A 15,768-nucleotide genomic window follows, 5' to 3' on the forward strand; every position below is an offset into this window, starting at 1 on the left:
TCGACGACGGCTCTAACGGAAGCCCGCCGCCCGGCGGTCCCGCTTGCGCTCGGCCGCGGGCTGGTAGGCGATCTCGGCGTGATGCGTGCAGTAGGGCAGGCCGGTGATCGACCGGGCTCCGCAGAAGCGGAATTCCGGCGTGGTCGGATCCCCAAGCGGCCAGCGGCACATGGATTCCCGCAGGTCCATGATGGTCACGCGCTGGGAGACGGGGATTGCCGCAGCCTCCGTTGCCGCCGGACGTGCCGGCACGGCGGCGGTCGGGAATTCGGGCGCGGGCCGGTGGGTCTCGGCCACGACGAGTTCCGGAATGGGGGCCGCAGCGACAGGCTTTTCGACTTCGGCGGGCTTCACGGCGCTCGCGGCATCGACCTCGGCGCCCTTCACCCGGCCTCCGAGGCCAAGGCGGTGAACCTTCCCGATGACGGCATTGCGGGTCACCCCGCCGAGCTGCGCCGCGATCTTGCTGGCGCTCTGGCCATCCTCCCAGAGACGGCGCAAAAGCGCGACGCGCTCGTCCGTCCAGCTCAGACCCGCTTCCATAGTCCCCCCTCCGACCCCTCACCCTGCGGCGCGCGTGCGTCACCGGGCCGGCCAGCGGGAGCCAAGCCAGTGCGACACCGTGTCTCCCCGAGCCGTGAGGGAGCCTACCGCGCGGTTCGCGGCCCATGCAAGGGTCCGGACGGTCCGGTTCGGCAGCCCTCCCCGGCCTGTCCACCACGATTGGATCGGCAATGGTCGGCCGTTGCTGTCCTGCAACATTGCCGAGACGGGGGTCGTGATACTGTCCGGGGACGGTTCGCGGAACGGTGTTTCGCGGCCCGGCCACACCGCAGCGGCCGCGTCCGGCGCCGCCCGATCGGGATGTCGCTGATGGGTTACCGCCGAGCTGGCACGAGCCTGATCCTCGCACTCGGCGTTGCGGCGCAGGTGGCGGCCTGCGGCTCCATGCCTCGGACGACTTACACTGCGCAACAGGCGGCCGAGGCATCGGTGCCGGGGATCCCCGGTGCTCGCGTTTATTCGGACGCCTCCGTCGAGGCGATCAGCCAACTGGTGGCCAACCCCACCCGCAAGGTTACCAACTTCTCCTATCTTGCCCTGTCGGGCGGCGGCGGCGACGGCGCCTACGGAGCCGGTGTGCTCAACGGCTGGTCTCAGACCGGGACCCGGCCCGAGTTCACCCTGGTCTCCGGCGTCTCCACCGGGGCACTGATCGCACCCTTCGCCTTCCTCGGCCCGGCCTACGACCCCTATCTCACCGAATTCTACACGAGCGGCGTGGCCGAGACCCTGGTCCAGGCGCCGAGCATCACCAACGTCCTGTTCGGCTCCGGCCTGTTCGGGGACGGGCGGCTGCGCGACCTGATCGGCCGCTACGTGACGTCCGATCTTCTGGCGGCGATCGCCGAGGAGCACGCCAAGGGGCGCCGCCTTCTCGTCGTCACGACGAACCTCGATTCACAGCGCGCCGTGATCTGGAACATGGGCGCCATCGCCGCCAGCGACGCGCCGAACCGCGTGGAGCTGTTCCGCGACGTCCTCGCGGCCTCCGCGAGCGTTCCGGCAGTGTTCCCGCCACAGTTCATCGATGTGACTGCGGGACCCTCGCGGTTCCAGGAGATGCACGTCGACGGATCGGTGGTGACGCCTGTCTTCACGCTGCCCCAGAGCCTCCTCCTGAAGGACGGTCGGCTGCCGCGGAGCGCCGGCAAGGCGCAGATCTATGTGGTAATCAACGGCCGCCTCGAACCGGATTTCGAGGTGACTCAGGACAACACGCTGGCCATCGTCGGCCGGTCCTTCACCACGGCGAGCCGTGCGCGCTCGCGGGCGGCGCTGGCGGCAACCTACGCCCTGGCAAAGGCCAACAACATCGCCTTCAATCTCACCTACGTCGATGAGCGTGGCCCGAAGGCGCCGGCCGCCCAGGGCTTCAACACCGCCTACATGCAAGCCCTCTATCAGGACGGGCTGGAGAAGGGCCGCTCGGCCAACCTGTGGGAGCACACGGTTCCCGCCGCGCCGATCACCAAGGAAGCCGTCGCGCAGGCGATCCGCTAGTGCATCGATCCAGCCGGCGGCGTCAGCCGAGACTAAAAAAATTGGTGCAAAAACAATAAGATAGTGCAAACACGCATCAACGAAGTGACTGCGTCACTGCACGAGCGTCATCGCGGCGACCACGCCCGGATCTCGCGATCCGGGCGTCTCGCTCGGGCACTACTTGCCGAGGATCTTCGTGACGAGGCGGCCCAGCGGCGTGGCCGAGCTCGCGTTGCGGTCGTCGCGGACGACGGGCCGGTTTTCCGTCCCGAGGATCTTCGTGACGAGGCGTCCAATCAGGCTCATGGGCGGCTCCCCTGGCGCTCTGCGCCAAAACGGCGCAGCTTGCCGATTAACGGGTGAGGCGGCGCACCTGTTCCCGCATCAGCGGCCCACTTCCTTCGCGATACCCGCGAGGCCCTCGTCGTACACCTGCGTCAGGTCGGCCACCGCCTCGGCGTCGCTCACTCCGGCGGCGTCGAAGGTCCCCGTCCAGATCACCGTCGACCCCGCGCCGTTCGGCTGCACCATCACCGTGGCGTTGTAGGCCGCCACGGGCAGCGGACCCTGGACGAAGCTGTAACTGTAGCTCCTTCCGGTCTCGTTCCGGGCCGTCTCGACCTCGACGATCGTGCCCCGGCCCCCCTTCACCACGAGACCGCGGACCTGCACGCGGGCTGTCTCGTCGTCCTCGTCCATCGAGAGAAGGCAGCGCTCCACCTGCGGATGCCAGCGGCCAATGCCGCAGAAATCGCCGACGATGGCCCAGACGGCGGCGGGCGGAGCGTCGATGTCGCGGCTGCGCGTCACCTCCAGGGCCTGCGCCGGACCGGTGATGAGGAGGGCAAGGCCGGGCAAGCACCGGCGGCGAAGCCGGACGACGCGAATCCCGACCGTCATATCCAACTCACGATGGCGCGCCGTGCGGCGCAAGGTGTCGGCAACCTCTAACACGCGTCCGCCGCCACCCGTCAGGGGGCTTTCGGCGATTGCGCGGCCGGGGTCAGCGGGGATACCGGAGGCCATGACGTCCCTCAGCGCTCTGCTCCGAATCCGCCGCCGCGTTCCGGCCGCCCTGGCCTGCGCCCTGGCCTGCTGCGCGTCGCCGCCGGTCTCGGCCGAGCCGCTTTCGCCCTTCGCCCACTGCCTGCGGGAGATCGCCGCCGAGGCCGAGGCGGCGGGGGTGCCCCGCGCCCTTGCGGAGGCACAGTTCCAGGACCTGACCTCCGACGAGGGCGTGCTGGCGGCGACGCGGAACCAAGCGGAGTTCGTGCGGCCGGTCGGGGCCTATGTCGAGGCCAGCGTCACCGATGCGAAGATCGCCGAAGGGCAGCGGCTCCTGGGCGTCTGGGCGCCGACCCTCGACGCCATCGCGGCCCGCTACGGCGTCGATCGCTATACCCTCGTCGCCTTCTGGGGCGTCGAATCGAACTATGGAGCCGTCCTCGACGACCCGAACGTCGTCCGGCCCGCGATTCGCTCCCTGGCGACGCTGGCCTGTGGCGACGAAACCCGGCCGGGTTACTGGCGCGGCGAACTCGTGGCGGCTCTCACGATCCTCGCGGCCAAGGATGTGAGCCCGGAGCGGCTGACGGGCTCCTGGGCCGGCGCCCTGGGCAACACACAGTTCATGCCGAGCGTCTTCCTGAAGCGCGCGGTCGATTTCGACGGCGACGGCCGCCGTGACCTGTGGGGCTCGGTGCCCGATGCCTTGGCGTCCACGGCCAACTACCTCGTGGCCGAGGGCTGGCGGAAGGGGGAACGCTGGGGAAGCGAGGCGATCCTCCCGCCGGGCTTCGACCTGTCCCTGGCCGACGAGATGACCGCCCGGCCCCTGAAGGAGTGGAAGGCGCTCGGCGTGACGCCGGTGAACGGCGAGGGGTTGGGCGAAGACCAAGCCGCGACCCTGTTCCTGCCCGCCGGAGAGAGGGGCCCGGCCTTCCTCCTGCTGCCGAACTTCGGGGTGATCCTGCGCTACAACACCGCCTTCTCCTATGCGCTCACCGTGGCGCACCTATCCGATCGCCTGAGGGGCTGGCCGGGCTTTGCCCGGGATTGGCCCCGCGACGACCGGATGCTGAGCAACGACGAGCGCCGCGACCTGCAAACCCGCCTCGTGGCCAAGGGGCTGCTCGCAGGCACCATCGACGGCAAGGTCGGCCCGAAGACCCGCGCGGCGCTGCGGGTCTTCCAGCGCGGCGCCGGATTGCCGCCGGACGGCTACGCGAACGGGCCGACGCTGGATCGGCTCCGGGCCGAACCATAGAGCAGGCCCCGGCGCGCTTCTCGGGCGCTCCCGCCGGCCGGCCGTCTCACTGGGCGGGCATCGCCTCCCGGTCCTTGAGGGCGGCCGCGTACAGGGCCGCCGCATCCCGGCGGAAGGCCGCGCGCGAGGCGGCGCGGGAGTAGAACATGTGCCCGCCCGGATAGACCTTGAGGTCGAGGCGGCCGCCGCCGTAGGGCGGAACCTGCGCGATCAGCAGCTTGGAGGCGAAGTAGGGCGTCACAAGATCGGTGTAGCCGTGGGCGACCATCACGCGCAGCTTGCCGTCGAGGGACAGCGCCCCCTTGAGCGCCGACATCGCCTCCGGGGCCTGCCGTCCCGAGCCCCAGGTCCAGCCGCGGTTGACCGCGCCGTTCAGCAACTCGTAGCGCTGGTTCGGCACGGGCCACTTCAGGGTGCGCCCGTAGAGGTCGATCATCGCGCTCGTCAGCGGCGCGTGGATGGCCGACAATTGCGGATCCTCGAAGCCGCCGTGCAGGGCGTCGGGCTCCGGGTCCCAGCCGGTGATGCCCGTGTCGTAGGCACTTGAAACCCGGCCGCTTCCGCGCTCGGCCTCGCGCTGCACGCCGTTGATGGCGGGCCGGGCCGCCTGTCGGCGCAGGAAATCCCGGTCCAGGCCGGTGAGCTTGGCCATCTCGTCCGACATGCGCCCGACGGCCTCCCCGTCGCCGGGACCCTTCAGGAGGTCGGCGAAGTAGGCGCCGGTGGCGTAGCTCTCGGCGGGGGCGAGGGATGCGGGGTCGATCGTCTTGCCCGCCCGCTCCAGACCGCCCGCCGCCAGCGACGGAAGTTTCAGCACGTAGGACCACGGATCGGTCCGGGGCCGCTGCAACCAAGCGAAATCGAGCACCGGCGACAGCAGCACCATGCCGGAGAGGCCGATCCCAATCTCGTCCTGCAATTTCCCGGCAATAAGCGGTCCGCGGAATCCGCCGTAGCTCTCCCCGACGTAGAATTTCGGGCTCGCCATCCGCCCGTTGACCCGCAGGTAGCGGGCGATCACGGCGGCGAGGATCGAGGCATCGGTCTCGACGGACCAGTACTTCTTGGCGTCGCCGTCCGCCGCCCGGCTGTAGCCCGCGCCGATGGGATCGAGGAAGACGAGATCCGTGAACTCGAGCCACGTCCCGTCGTTGGGCACCAGGGCGACGGGCTGCGAGGGGCTGATGCTGTCTTCGCCGGTGGGCAACCGCCAGGGACCGATCGCGCCGATGTTGAGGAAGGCCGAGGCGGCGCCGGGGCCGCCGTTGATGGCGAAGGTGATGGGCCGGTCCCGGCCGTCCTCCGCCGCGTGGGTATAGGCGACGAAACCGATCTCCGCCGAGAGCTTGCCGTTCTCGTCCACCAGCGGCAGGGCGCCGGCCGTGGCCTTGAAATCGAGCTGGCGGCCGTTGGGGAGCGTGACGCTGTGCGACGTCGTGGAATCGGGCGGGAGGCGCCGTCCCTCGGGGCCCGCACTCTGCGGCCGGGATGGTGCCTCGCGGCCCGCGTCCTGTGCGAGGCTGGCGATGGGCACGGCGACCGTCAGGAGGAGGGCGGTCGCCAGGCGAGTCGCCGTCACGGCGGCGCGGGGAAGCATCATCGGGGCGTCATGCCTTCTTGGTCCAGCGGCCGGATTCGTCCTGTTGCCAGTAGGCGACCGTGTGGCCCGCCTCCTTGGCACGGCGCCATTGATCGCGGGCGCGCAGGAGCGCCTCCTGATCGGTGCCGTCGAAGAGGATGCAGATCCGCTCGTACGTGCCCGCGTCGGCGGGCAGGTCGGCCCCCTCCACGAGGAAGCGGATCGAGGAACCGTTCGGGTTTTTATCCGTAAGGGTGAGCACCACGGGTTGCGAGGCCGCATCCGGCTCCCGGTCGCTGCCGTGGGGCAGGAAGCTCTCGTCCGTGTAGGTCCAGAGCTGGTCGTCGAGCGCTGCCAGCCGCTCCTCGCTCGCCGCCTGGATTGCCGCCTGCCACCCCCGCTCCAGCGACCGCTCCACGAGGGTCGGCAGCACCCGTTCGAGGGGCTGGTGCTGGAGGTGATAGAACAGAATGTCGGTCACGGTCGGGAGATAATGCCGCTACGGGTCTTTGCGAGACGCCGCGACACCGTCCCTCACACCAGCCGGCTTTGCTCGATCGCCGCGCCGACGAACCCCTTGAACAGCGGGTGCGGCTCGAAGGGGCGGGACTTCAGCTCCGGGTGAAACTGCACGCCGATGAACCACGGGTGGCCGACATGCTCCACCGTCTCGGGCAGGAGCCCGTCGGGCGAGAGGCCGGAGAAGCGCAGGCCCTTCGCCTCCAACCGCTCCCGGTAGGCCATGTTGACCTCGTAGCGATGGCGGTGCCGCTCCGAGATGCGCGACTGGCCGTAGATGCCGGCGATCTTCGATTCGGGATCGAGATGGGCCTCGTAGGCGCCGAGCCGCATGGTGCCGCCGAGGTCGCCCTCCGCCGCCCGGCGCTCCAGCTCATTGCCCTTCAGCCATTCGGTCAGGAGGCCGACCACCGGCTCGGCCGTCTCGCCGAACTCGGTGGAGTTCGCGTCCGCGATCCCGGCGAGCGAGCGCGCGGCCTCGATCACCGCCATCTGCATCCCGAAGCAAATGCCGAGATAAGGAATCTTCTTCTCGCGGGCGTAGCGCGCCGCGCGGATCTTGCCCTCGGCGCCGCGCTGGCCGAACCCGCCGGGCACGAGGATGCCGTTCAACCCTTCGAGGAAGGGGGCGGGGTCCTCCCGCTCGAAAACCTCGGCCTCGATCCATTCGAGGTTCACCTTCACCCGGTGGTCGATGCCGCCGTGGGTGAGCGCCTCGATCAGCGACTTGTAGGCGTCCTTCAGGCCGGTGTACTTGCCGACGATGGCGATGGAGACCTCGCCTTCGGGGTTGCGCACCCGCTCGGCGATGGTGCGCCAGCGGCCGAGATCCGGCTCGTCGCCGTGCTCCAGGCCGAAATGGCCGAGCACCTCGCGGTCGAGGCCGGCGGTCCGGTAGGAGAGGGGCACCTCGTAGATCGAGGCCACGTCCCGCGCCTCGATCACCGCCGTTTCGCGCACGTTGCAGAACAGCGCGAGCTTGCGGCGCTCCTCGACCGGGATCGGCCGGTCGCAGCGGCAGAGGAGGATGTCGGGCTGGATGCCGATGGAGCGCAGCTCCTTCACGGAGTGCTGGGTCGGCTTGGTCTTCAATTCACCCGCGCTCGGGATGTAGGGCAGCAGCGTCAGGTGGACGAAGGCGGTGGTGCCCCGGGGCAGTTCCTGGCCGAGCTGGCGGATCGCCTCGAAGAAGGGCAGTCCCTCGATGTCGCCCACCGTGCCGCCGATCTCCACCAGCACGAAATCGAAGGCGTCGTTGCCCTCCAGCACGAAGTCCTTGATGGCGTTGGTGACGTGCGGGATCACCTGGATGGTGGCGCCGAGGTAGTCGCCCCGGCGCTCCTTGGCGATGATGTCCTGATAGATGCGGCCGGTGGTGATGTTGTCGGCCCGGCTCGCCGGCACGCCGGTGAAGCGCTCGTAGTGCCCGAGGTCGAGGTCGGTCTCGGCGCCGTCGTCGGTGACGAAGACCTCGCCGTGCTGGGTCGGGCTCATCGTGCCCGGATCGACGTTCAGGTAGGGGTCGAGCTTGCGCATCCGCACCCGGTAGCCCCGGGCCTGGAGCACGGCCGCGAGGGCTGCGGAGGCGAGACCCTTGCCGAGGGAGGAGACCACGCCGCCGGTGATGAAAACGTACCGCGTCATGGGCCTCGATCCATAGAGAAAAGGGCCGCGATTGCAAACGGGGGAGCCCGTCGCGCGGCCGATGACTGGGGATTGCACGCGGCGCACCCCCTCCGGTCGAAGACCCGAGGGCGGCCCGGTGCGGGTTGAGTGCGGGGCGCGGGCCGTCTCACGGCCCGCGCGGGGCGATCAGCGCGACTGCGGCGCCGTCGGCGGACCGGACGGCTGGGCCGGCGTGGCGGGCTGGGCCGGCGCCGTCTCCGGCGTCCGGTCCTGCGCCTTGCGTAGCGTGTCGAGGAGGTTGTCGGCCCCGGCCGGAGCCTGCTGGCTGCCGGCCTTGGCGGGCGCGCCGGTGTCGAGGATCGACTTCGGCGCCGCCGAGCGGTGCGACATGACCGCCAGGGTCAGGCTGGTGACGAAGAACAGGGCCGCGAGGATCGCCGTCGCCCGCGTCAGGGCGTTGGCCTGGCCGCGGCCGGTCATGAAGCCCGCGACACCGCCGCCGCCTCCGCCACCACCGAGGCCGAGACCGCCCTCCGAGCGCTGCAACAGCACCACGGCGATGAGGGCGAGGACGATAATCAGGTGGACGACGATCAGGACGGTCTGCATCGGGGATCCGGTCTTCGCTCGCCCCAACCGACCCGTCTGGGTCGAGGCCAAGGGCGCGGGGCGGCGCTGGGCGGCGCGCGAGGCCGCTCCATCGAGTCCGGTGGGCCATACACCACTCGGGCGAAACCGCCAACCGCGTCGGGCAGGGCCGCCGTGCCCGGGCGCGCCGCGAAAAGAAGGTCAGTACCGGTCCGGCACCATCATCTCGGCCGGGATCGGCGCGCGGATGTAGTCGGCGTGGCGCACCCGTGCCGGCAGCAGGACCGGGGGATGGTCCACCTCCGCATACGGGATTTGCTCCAGCAAATGGCTGATGCAATTCAGCCTGGCGCGCTTCTTGTCCACGGCCTCCACCACCCACCACGGCGCCTCGGGGATATGGGTGCGGGCCAGCATCTCCTCCTTGGCGTGGGTGTAGTCCTCCCAGCGTCGCCGCGATTCGACATCCATCGGCGAGAGCTTCCACTGCTTCAGCGGATCGGTGATCCGCATGGAAAAGCGCAGGGCTTGCTCCTCGTCGGTGATGGAGAACCAGTACTTAAGCAGGACGATGCCGGAGCGGACCAGCATCCGCTCGAATTCCGGCACGGAACGGAAGAACTCCTCCACCTCCGCCTCGCCGCAGAAGCCCATCACCCGCTCGACGCCCGCCCGGTTGTACCAGGAGCGGTCGAACAGCACGATCTCGCCCCCGGCGGGCAGGTGCGAGACGTAGCGCTGGAAATACCACTGGCTGCGCTCGCGCTCGCTCGGCGCAGGAAGGGCGGCGACGCGGCAGACGCGGGGGTTGAGGCGCTGGGTGATCCGCTTGATCACCCCGCCCTTGCCGGCCGAATCGCGGCCCTCGAAGATCACGACGACCCGCAGCTTCTCGGCCTGCACCCAGTCCTGCAGGCGAACCAGTTCGTGTTGCAGGCGCAGCAGCTCGCGGAAGTAGAACCGCCGGTCGAGGCCCCGGGAGCCGCCCGCCATCTCCTCGAGGCGGCCGTCCTCCAGCTCCTGCTCCAACTCCTCGTCGTAGCTGTCCAGGATCTCGCGCCGGATCATCTCGACGAGGGCGGGATGGGCCGCGCTCAGATCCTCGGACATGGGTCGCTCTTCGGTCAGGCTTCGCCCGCCCTCCAAAGCAACTCAGTGTGACAGGGATGCGAAGGCCGGCCGGAGGCCGGTCGCAGAAGGCACAACGTTCAAACCGCTCCGCCGTCGTTGCGAGTGACAGCGGAGCGATCCAGGGACCCACTCCGTCCTGAGACGTCCCACTCCCCTGGATTGCGGCGCCGTGCTCGCAATGACGGGGTTGGACCGGGTGACCTCTTACGCGTAGGCCGCGCAGATCCCCAAAAAGTCCTGGGCCACGAGGCTCGCGCCGCCGACGAGGGCGCCGTCCACGTTCTCGACGGACAGGATCTCGCGGGCGTTGCTCGGCTTCACCGACCCGCCGTACAGGATGCGGATCTTATGGGCTTCCTCGCCCGCGAGCTTGTCGAGCATCTCGCGTAAGGAGGCGTGAACCTCGGCGATATCCTTCGGGGTCGGGGTGCGGCCGCTGCCGATGGCCCAGACCGGCTCGTAGGCGATCACCGTGTCGGCGGCGGTGGCGCCCTTCGGCAGGCCGATGGCGAGCTGCGCCCGCACGATGTCGAGGGCGCGGCCCTGCTCGCGCTCCTCGATCGTCTCACCCACGCAGATGATTCCGCACAGGCCCGCCCGGCGGGCGCCGAGGGCCTTGGCGTGCACGCCGTCGTCGGTCTCGTGGTGGTAGGCCCGGCGCTCCGAGTGGCCGACGATGACGTAGGTCGCGCCGAGGTCCGCCAGCATCTCGGCGGAGATGGAGCCGGTGAAGGCGCCGTTTTCCCGCGCATGGAGGTTCTGGCCGCCGATGGCGATGGAGGAGCCGGAAACGGCGGCGACGCAGGCGCTGATCAGCGTCGAGGGCGGGCAGATCAACGCGTCGATCCGGGAGGCGAGGTCCGGCGTCAGCCCATCGCGGATGGCTTCCACCACCGGGATCGAGGCCCGGGTGCCGTTCATCTTCCAGTTGCCGGCAACCAGGGGCCGCCGCGTGCCCAGCGTCATCCTCACCGCCCCATTCTTTCTCGTGCCTGATGATGGCCGGGCCGTAGCAGAGCAAGCTTGGGCGCGCAAATGAGGCGGTTACCGATCCGCCCGCATCGTCCCGGCGGCCGTGGACGGGGCGGTGGGCCCGGCCGGGGCCGCGCTTTGCTCCCCGGCGGGAATGGTCTATCGCGGGCCGCAACACCGCCTTCTCGACGACCTTCATATTAAGACACATCATGCTGCAGGGCATTCGCGCCGCCTCCGAGCATTGGCTCGGAAAGATCGTCATGACGGTCATCTTCTCGCTGCTCATGCTCGGCATGGGCATCTACGGCGTGGAGGACCTGATCCGCGGCGGGTCGAGCAACGCCGTCGCCACGGTGGGCAGCACGAAGATCACCGCCGAGAAGGTGCGGGAGACCTACCAGAATCAGCTCCAGCGCTATCAGGTGCAGCTGAAGCGGACCCTGACCCCGGATCAGGCCCGGGCGCTCGGCCTCGACCGGCAGGTGATGTCCCAGTTGATCACCGAGGCGGCCCTCGACCAGAAGACCCGCGACCTCGGCCTCGCCGTCCCGGACAGCGCCGTGCTGCGGGCGATCCGTGAGGAGAAGTCGTTCCAGACCGCCGACGGCAAGTTCGATCCGCAGCTGTTCTACCAGACCCTCCAGCGGGCGGGCCTGAACGAGACGATGTTCGTGCGCGAGCAGCGCTCGGTGATCGCCCGGCTGCAACTCGCCGAGGCCGTATCCGGCGGGATCCATGTGCCCGAGGCCCTGCGCGAGGCCGTGCACCGCTACGTGACTGAGCGGCGCGGTGCCTCCTTCCTGTTCCTGACCTCGACCGACGCGGGCCAGATCCCGGAGCCGAGCGAGGACGAACTGAAGACGTGGTACACGGCCAACAAGGGCCAGTTCCTCGCGCCGGAGGTCCGCTCGGCCACCATCCTCGCCGTCGATCCTGAGAAGCTCGCCAAGCCCGAAGCCGTGTCCGAGGAGGACGTTCGCAAGGCCTACGACCTCAACAAGGACCGCTACGGCGCCCCCGAGAAGCGCACCATCCAGCAGATCGTCTTCCCCGATGCCGCCGCCGCCGAGGCGGCGCGCAAGGAGATCGAGGCCGGGACCAAAAGCTTCGAGCAGGTGGCCGAGGCCCGCGGCACCGATCCGAAGGATCTGACGCTGGGCACGCTCACCCGCGACGGCCTCTTCGACAAGACCGTCGGCGATGCGGCGTTCGCCCTGCCCGAGGGCGGCGTGAGCGAGCCGGTTCAGGGCCGCTTCGGCACGGTGCTCCTGCGCGTCACCAAGATCGAGCCGGGCACGGTGAAGCCCTTCGAGGAGGTGGCGGACGAAGTGCGCAAGGGCCTCGCCCTCCAGCGCGCCCGCGACAGCGTGGAGAGCACCCGCGATGCCATCGAGGACCAGCGCTCGGCGGGTAAGACCCTGGCCGAGATCGCGGCCGACCGGCAGATCCCGCTCATCGCGGTGGACGGCGTCGATGCCCAGGGCAAGGCGGCGGACGGCACACCTGTGACCACCATCCCCGATGCGGACACGACCCTGCCCGCGCTGTTCCGCGCCGAGATCGGCGGCGACAATGAGCCCCTGCGCACCAAGGCCAACGGCTACCTCTGGTACGACGTCACCAAGATCGACGCCGCCCACGACCGCCCCCTCGACGAGGTGAAGGCGAAGGTGAAGGACGGCTGGACCGCCGCCGAGGTGGCCAAGCGCCTCCAGGCCAAGGGCCGCGAACTCGTCGAGGCCCTCGACAAGGGCGAAACCTTCGAGGATGTCGCCAAGCGGGTCGGTGCCAACCTCCAGGAGACGACGGACCTCGCGCGCAACCAGCCAAAGGACATGCTGACGGGCGACGTGGTGAACCTGATCTTCGCCACCCCCAAGGACAAGTCCGGCAGTGCCGCCTCGGGCGGGTCGCGCGTGGTGTTCAAGGTCACCTCGGCGACGATGCCGGCCTTCGTGCCCGACAGCCCGAGCGACAAGACCGTCACGCAGAACTTCCAGTCGGCCCTGTCCGACGACGTGCTGAGCGAGTTCATCGCGGACGTTCAGAAGAACGCCGGCGTGAAGGTCGATCAGGCGGCGCTCCGCAAGGTCTTCGGCGGCGAATACTGATGCCCGACGCCTCGGATTTCGCGGCCTTCCGCGCCGCCTACGAAGCCGGCCGCCCGACCCTGCTCGCGGTGCAGCTGGTGGCCGACCTCGAAACGCCGGTGGCGGCCTTCCTGAAGCTGCGCGCGCGCCATCCGGGCCCGGCCTTCCTGCTCGAATCCGTCGAAGGCGGCGCGGTGCGCGGCCGCTATTCGATGATCGGGCTCGATCCGGATCTGATCTGGCGGTGCCGCGACGGGGCGGCCTCCCTCAGCCGCGGCGGCGACCTCACCCGCTTCGAGGCGGACGGGCGCCATCCGCTCGCGAGCCTTCGCGCCCTCATCGCGGAGAGCGCCATCGGCGACGGGGAGGGCCAAGACCTTCCTCCCATGGCCGCCGGCCTGTTCGGCTATCTCGGCTACGACATGGTCCGGTCGATGGAGCGGCTGCCGGAGCCGAACCCCGACGCACTGGGCGTGCCGGACGCGATCCTCGTCCGTCCCCAGGTGATGGTGGTGTTCGACTCGATCCGCGACCTCATCACCGTGGTCAGCCCCGTTCGCCCGGCGGCGGGCGTCACCGCCACTGTGGCCTTCGAGCAGGCCCAGGTGCGGCTCGACAGGGTGGCCGAGGCCCTGGAGGCGCCCCTGCCGATCGAGGCGCGGATGGACGTCTCCTCCGTGCCCGCACCCGAGCCGGTCTCCAACACCACGCCCGAGCGCTTCGGGGCGATGGTCGCGCGGGCCAAGGAGTACATCGTCGCTGGCGACGTCTTCCAGGTCGTGCTGTCACAGCGGTTCGAGGCGCCCTTCACCCTCCCGGCCTTCGCCCTCTACCGCAGCCTGCGGCGGACCAACCCGGCGCCGTTCCTCTGCTACCTCGACTTCGAGGATTTCCAGATCGTCTGTTCGTCCCCTGAGATCCTCGTACGGGTCCGTGAGGGCGTCGTGACGATCCGCCCGATCGCCGGCACCCGCCGCCGGGGCGCCACGCCGGCCGAGGACAAGGCGCTGGCCGACGAACTGCTCGCCGATCCGAAGGAGCGCGCCGAGCACCTGATGCTTCTCGACCTCGGGCGGAACGACACCGGCCGCGTCTCGCGGATCGGCAGCGTGCGCGTCACCGACCAGTTCTTTATCGAGCGCTACAGCCACGTCATGCACATCGTGTCGAACGTCGAGGGCGACCTCGACCCGAAGCACGATCCCCTCGACGCGCTGGCCGCCGGTTTTCCGGCAGGTACGGTCTCGGGCGCACCGAAGGTGCGGGCCATGGAGATCATCGACGAGTTGGAGCAGGACAAGCGCGGCCCCTATGCCGGCTGCATCGGCTATTTCGGTGCGGGCGGCGAGATGGACACCTGCATCGTCCTCCGCACGGCGGTGGTGAAGGACGGGCGGATGCACGTCCAGGCCGGCGCCGGCATCGTCTACGATTCCGATCCGGCCTCCGAGCAGCAGGAATGCGTCAACAAGGCCAAGGCCCTGTTTCGCGCGGCCGAGGAAGCGGTGCGCTTCGCCTCCCAGGCGAAGCGGGGGCAGTGATGCGACTTTGAGATAAAATTCTTAAATTTCTTTGCTTCGTCCCATGATGTCGTAAAAGGGTTCGCCCTCAGCCGTGTCGGCGGTTCGGACACGGCGAGCGGGATACTCCGAGGCTTCGCGAGGAGCAGAAGGGCTTCCGCCGCCCCCTCGGAACCATAACTCGACCGAGTTACCAGTCCCGCCGAGCCCGATCTGGTACGTCCGCATCATTGCATCCGCGGGCAGGCCCGGTATCACCGCGCCCCCGATTCCGGATCAGGAGAAATGGTATGAGCCGCATGCGTGTCGCCGCTTTGACCGGCGCGCTCCTCACCCTCGCGGTGGCCACCCCGGCGCTCGCCGACGACACCCCCACCACGGCGGGCGCAGTCGATCGTCTCAAGGGCCTCACCAACGAGGCCGTGGGCGCGGCCAAGCGCGGCGTCGGCAACCTCACCGAGGACGAGGACCTGAAGGCCGAGGGCCGCGCCCAGAAGCTCCGGGGCCAGGCCCAGCAGGAGCGCGGCAAGGTCAAGGACACGATCGAGAACGCGACCAACAAGTAAGGGGAGGGGGCCGGTGCGGGGCGTAGCGCGTCTGCGCCTCGCACCGTCGCCGCGTCCCGTCGTCGGTACGAGCGTAAGCCGAAGCAATCCAGGGATACGCGGGAGGCGAACACGGCCCGCAGCCCAGGATCGCTTCGCTTCGCTCGCAATGACGGCATGGCTCATCGGCACGAGTTGACCCGCCCGCCCCGAGACGCCACACCGGGCCGAGTTCCGGATGTGCCCGATGCCCAAAGTCCTCGTCATCGACAACTACGACAGCTTCACCTTCAACCTCGTGCACCTGATCGGTCCGCTCTGCGACGCGATCGAGGTGGCGCGCAACGATGCGCTGTCGGTGGCCGACATCCGCGAGCGGGCGCCGGATGCCGTGGTGCTGTCTCCGGGGCCGTGCAGCCCGAACGAGGCGGGGATCTGCCTCGATGTGGTGCGCGAACTGTCGGGCGACATTCCGCTCTTCGGCGTCTGCCTCGGCCTTCAGGCCATCGGGCAGGCCTTCGGGGGCGAGGTGGTCCGCGCGCCCGTGCCCCTGCACGGCAAGGTCTCGACGATTCGCCACAAGGCGAGCGGCCTGTTCCGGGGCCTCAACGACAGCTTCGAGGCCACGCGCTACCACTCGCTGGTGGTCGATCGCGCCTCATGCCCGGGGACGCTGGCCGTCACCGCCGAGACGGATGGGCTGATCATGGGGCTGCAGCACACCAGCCTCCCCGTGCACGGCGTGCAGTTCCACCCGGAGAGCATCCGCTCGCAGCACGGGCAGGAGATCGTGAAGAACTTCCTCGATCTCGCCCGGGAGTGGAATGCGACGCGTGACACACGCGCCTCCGGCGTGCATTGAGCCGGGCGGACGCCCCCGCGG

The 15,768-nt window shown here is 69.6% G+C and carries 15 protein-coding genes; 6 read left to right on the forward strand and 9 right to left on the reverse strand.

What is annotated here, in order from left to right:
• Positions 1-12: 12 nt before the first annotated feature.
• Complete coding sequence (locus MFF06_RS08130; RefSeq protein WP_238202745.1) at positions 13-543, reverse strand: GcrA family cell cycle regulator; 531 nt, start codon at positions 541-543, stop codon at positions 13-15.
• A gap of 330 nt (positions 544-873) precedes the next feature.
• Here MFF06_RS08130 and MFF06_RS08135 point away from each other — a divergent pair, with 330 nt between their 5' ends.
• Positions 874-2,064 (forward strand): patatin-like phospholipase family protein, encoded by a 1,191-nt coding sequence (locus MFF06_RS08135; RefSeq protein ID WP_238202747.1) that lies wholly within the window; start codon positions 874-876, stop codon positions 2,062-2,064.
• A 159-nt stretch (positions 2,065-2,223) separates the two neighbouring features.
• Here the strand turns inward: MFF06_RS08135 and MFF06_RS08140 are convergent, their stop codons facing one another.
• Both MFF06_RS08140 and MFF06_RS08145 read right to left on the reverse strand, forming a co-directional pair.
• The gene (locus MFF06_RS08140) at positions 2,224-2,352 is read right to left on the reverse strand and encodes a TFIIS helical bundle-like domain containing protein (protein WP_238202749.1); all 129 of its coding nucleotides are present in this window, start codon (positions 2,350-2,352) and stop codon (positions 2,224-2,226) included.
• A gap of 78 nt (positions 2,353-2,430) precedes the next feature.
• A complete protein-coding gene (locus tag MFF06_RS08145; protein ID WP_238202751.1) occupies positions 2,431-2,946 on the reverse strand; it encodes an SRPBCC family protein in 516 nt (171 codons plus the stop codon).
• A 124-nt stretch (positions 2,947-3,070) separates the two neighbouring features.
• Between MFF06_RS08145 and MFF06_RS08150 the strand changes: the two genes are divergently transcribed.
• Entirely contained in the window at positions 3,071-4,312 is a 1,242-nt protein-coding gene (locus MFF06_RS08150; protein WP_238202753.1) for a lytic murein transglycosylase, read from the forward strand.
• A 46-nt stretch (positions 4,313-4,358) separates the two neighbouring features.
• Here MFF06_RS08150 and MFF06_RS08155 read toward each other — a convergent pair whose 3' ends face one another.
• The 6 genes from MFF06_RS08155 to tpiA all read right to left on the reverse strand — a co-directional run bounded on the left by MFF06_RS08155 (position 4,359) and on the right by tpiA (position 10,721).
• The gene (locus MFF06_RS08155) at positions 4,359-5,912 is read right to left on the reverse strand and encodes a S10 family peptidase (protein ID WP_370876627.1); all 1,554 of its coding nucleotides are present in this window, start codon (positions 5,910-5,912) and stop codon (positions 4,359-4,361) included.
• A gap of 7 nt (positions 5,913-5,919) precedes the next feature.
• Entirely contained in the window at positions 5,920-6,372 is a 453-nt protein-coding gene (locus tag MFF06_RS08160) for a DNA polymerase III subunit chi (RefSeq protein ID WP_238202755.1), read from the reverse strand.
• Between the two features lie 53 nt (positions 6,373-6,425).
• On the reverse strand, positions 6,426-8,054 hold the full coding sequence (pyrG, locus tag MFF06_RS08165) for a CTP synthase (RefSeq protein WP_238202757.1): 1,629 nt from the start codon (positions 8,052-8,054) through the stop codon (positions 6,426-6,428).
• A gap of 168 nt (positions 8,055-8,222) precedes the next feature.
• Complete coding sequence (secG, locus tag MFF06_RS08170) at positions 8,223-8,645, reverse strand: preprotein translocase subunit SecG (RefSeq protein ID WP_238202759.1); 423 nt, start codon at positions 8,643-8,645, stop codon at positions 8,223-8,225.
• A 180-nt stretch (positions 8,646-8,825) separates the two neighbouring features.
• A complete protein-coding gene (gene ppk2, locus MFF06_RS08175; protein ID WP_238202761.1) occupies positions 8,826-9,734 on the reverse strand; it encodes a polyphosphate kinase 2 in 909 nt (302 codons plus the stop codon).
• A 225-nt stretch (positions 9,735-9,959) separates the two neighbouring features.
• Complete coding sequence (gene tpiA / locus MFF06_RS08180) at positions 9,960-10,721, reverse strand: triose-phosphate isomerase (protein ID WP_238203077.1); 762 nt, start codon at positions 10,719-10,721, stop codon at positions 9,960-9,962.
• Positions 10,722-10,939: 218 nt separating this feature from the next.
• On the opposite strand from tpiA, the gene MFF06_RS08185 reads away from it, so the two are divergent.
• The 4 genes from MFF06_RS08185 (at position 10,940) to MFF06_RS08200 (ending at position 15,747) form a co-directional block, all read left to right on the forward strand.
• Positions 10,940-12,841, forward strand: coding sequence for a peptidylprolyl isomerase (locus MFF06_RS08185; RefSeq protein WP_238202763.1), 1,902 nt, complete (start codon positions 10,940-10,942; stop codon positions 12,839-12,841).
• Positions 12,841-14,361: an anthranilate synthase component I gene (gene trpE, locus MFF06_RS08190; protein ID WP_238202765.1), complete on the forward strand. Its 1,521-nt coding sequence runs from the start codon at positions 12,841-12,843 to the stop codon at positions 14,359-14,361. Before MFF06_RS08185 ends, trpE begins: the two co-directional genes overlap by 1 nt.
• Positions 14,362-14,630: 269 nt before the next feature.
• On the forward strand, positions 14,631-14,906 hold the full coding sequence (locus MFF06_RS08195) for a CsbD family protein (RefSeq protein ID WP_306421656.1): 276 nt from the start codon (positions 14,631-14,633) through the stop codon (positions 14,904-14,906).
• Between the two features lie 226 nt (positions 14,907-15,132).
• A complete protein-coding gene (locus tag MFF06_RS08200) occupies positions 15,133-15,747 on the forward strand; it encodes an anthranilate synthase component II (protein ID WP_238202767.1) in 615 nt (204 codons plus the stop codon).
• The last annotated feature ends 21 nt before the right edge of the window (positions 15,748-15,768 follow it).

Origin of the sequence: Methylobacterium aerolatum (genome assembly GCF_022179085.1) — a bacterium.
Classification (GTDB): domain Bacteria; phylum Pseudomonadota; class Alphaproteobacteria; order Rhizobiales; family Beijerinckiaceae; genus Methylobacterium; species Methylobacterium aerolatum.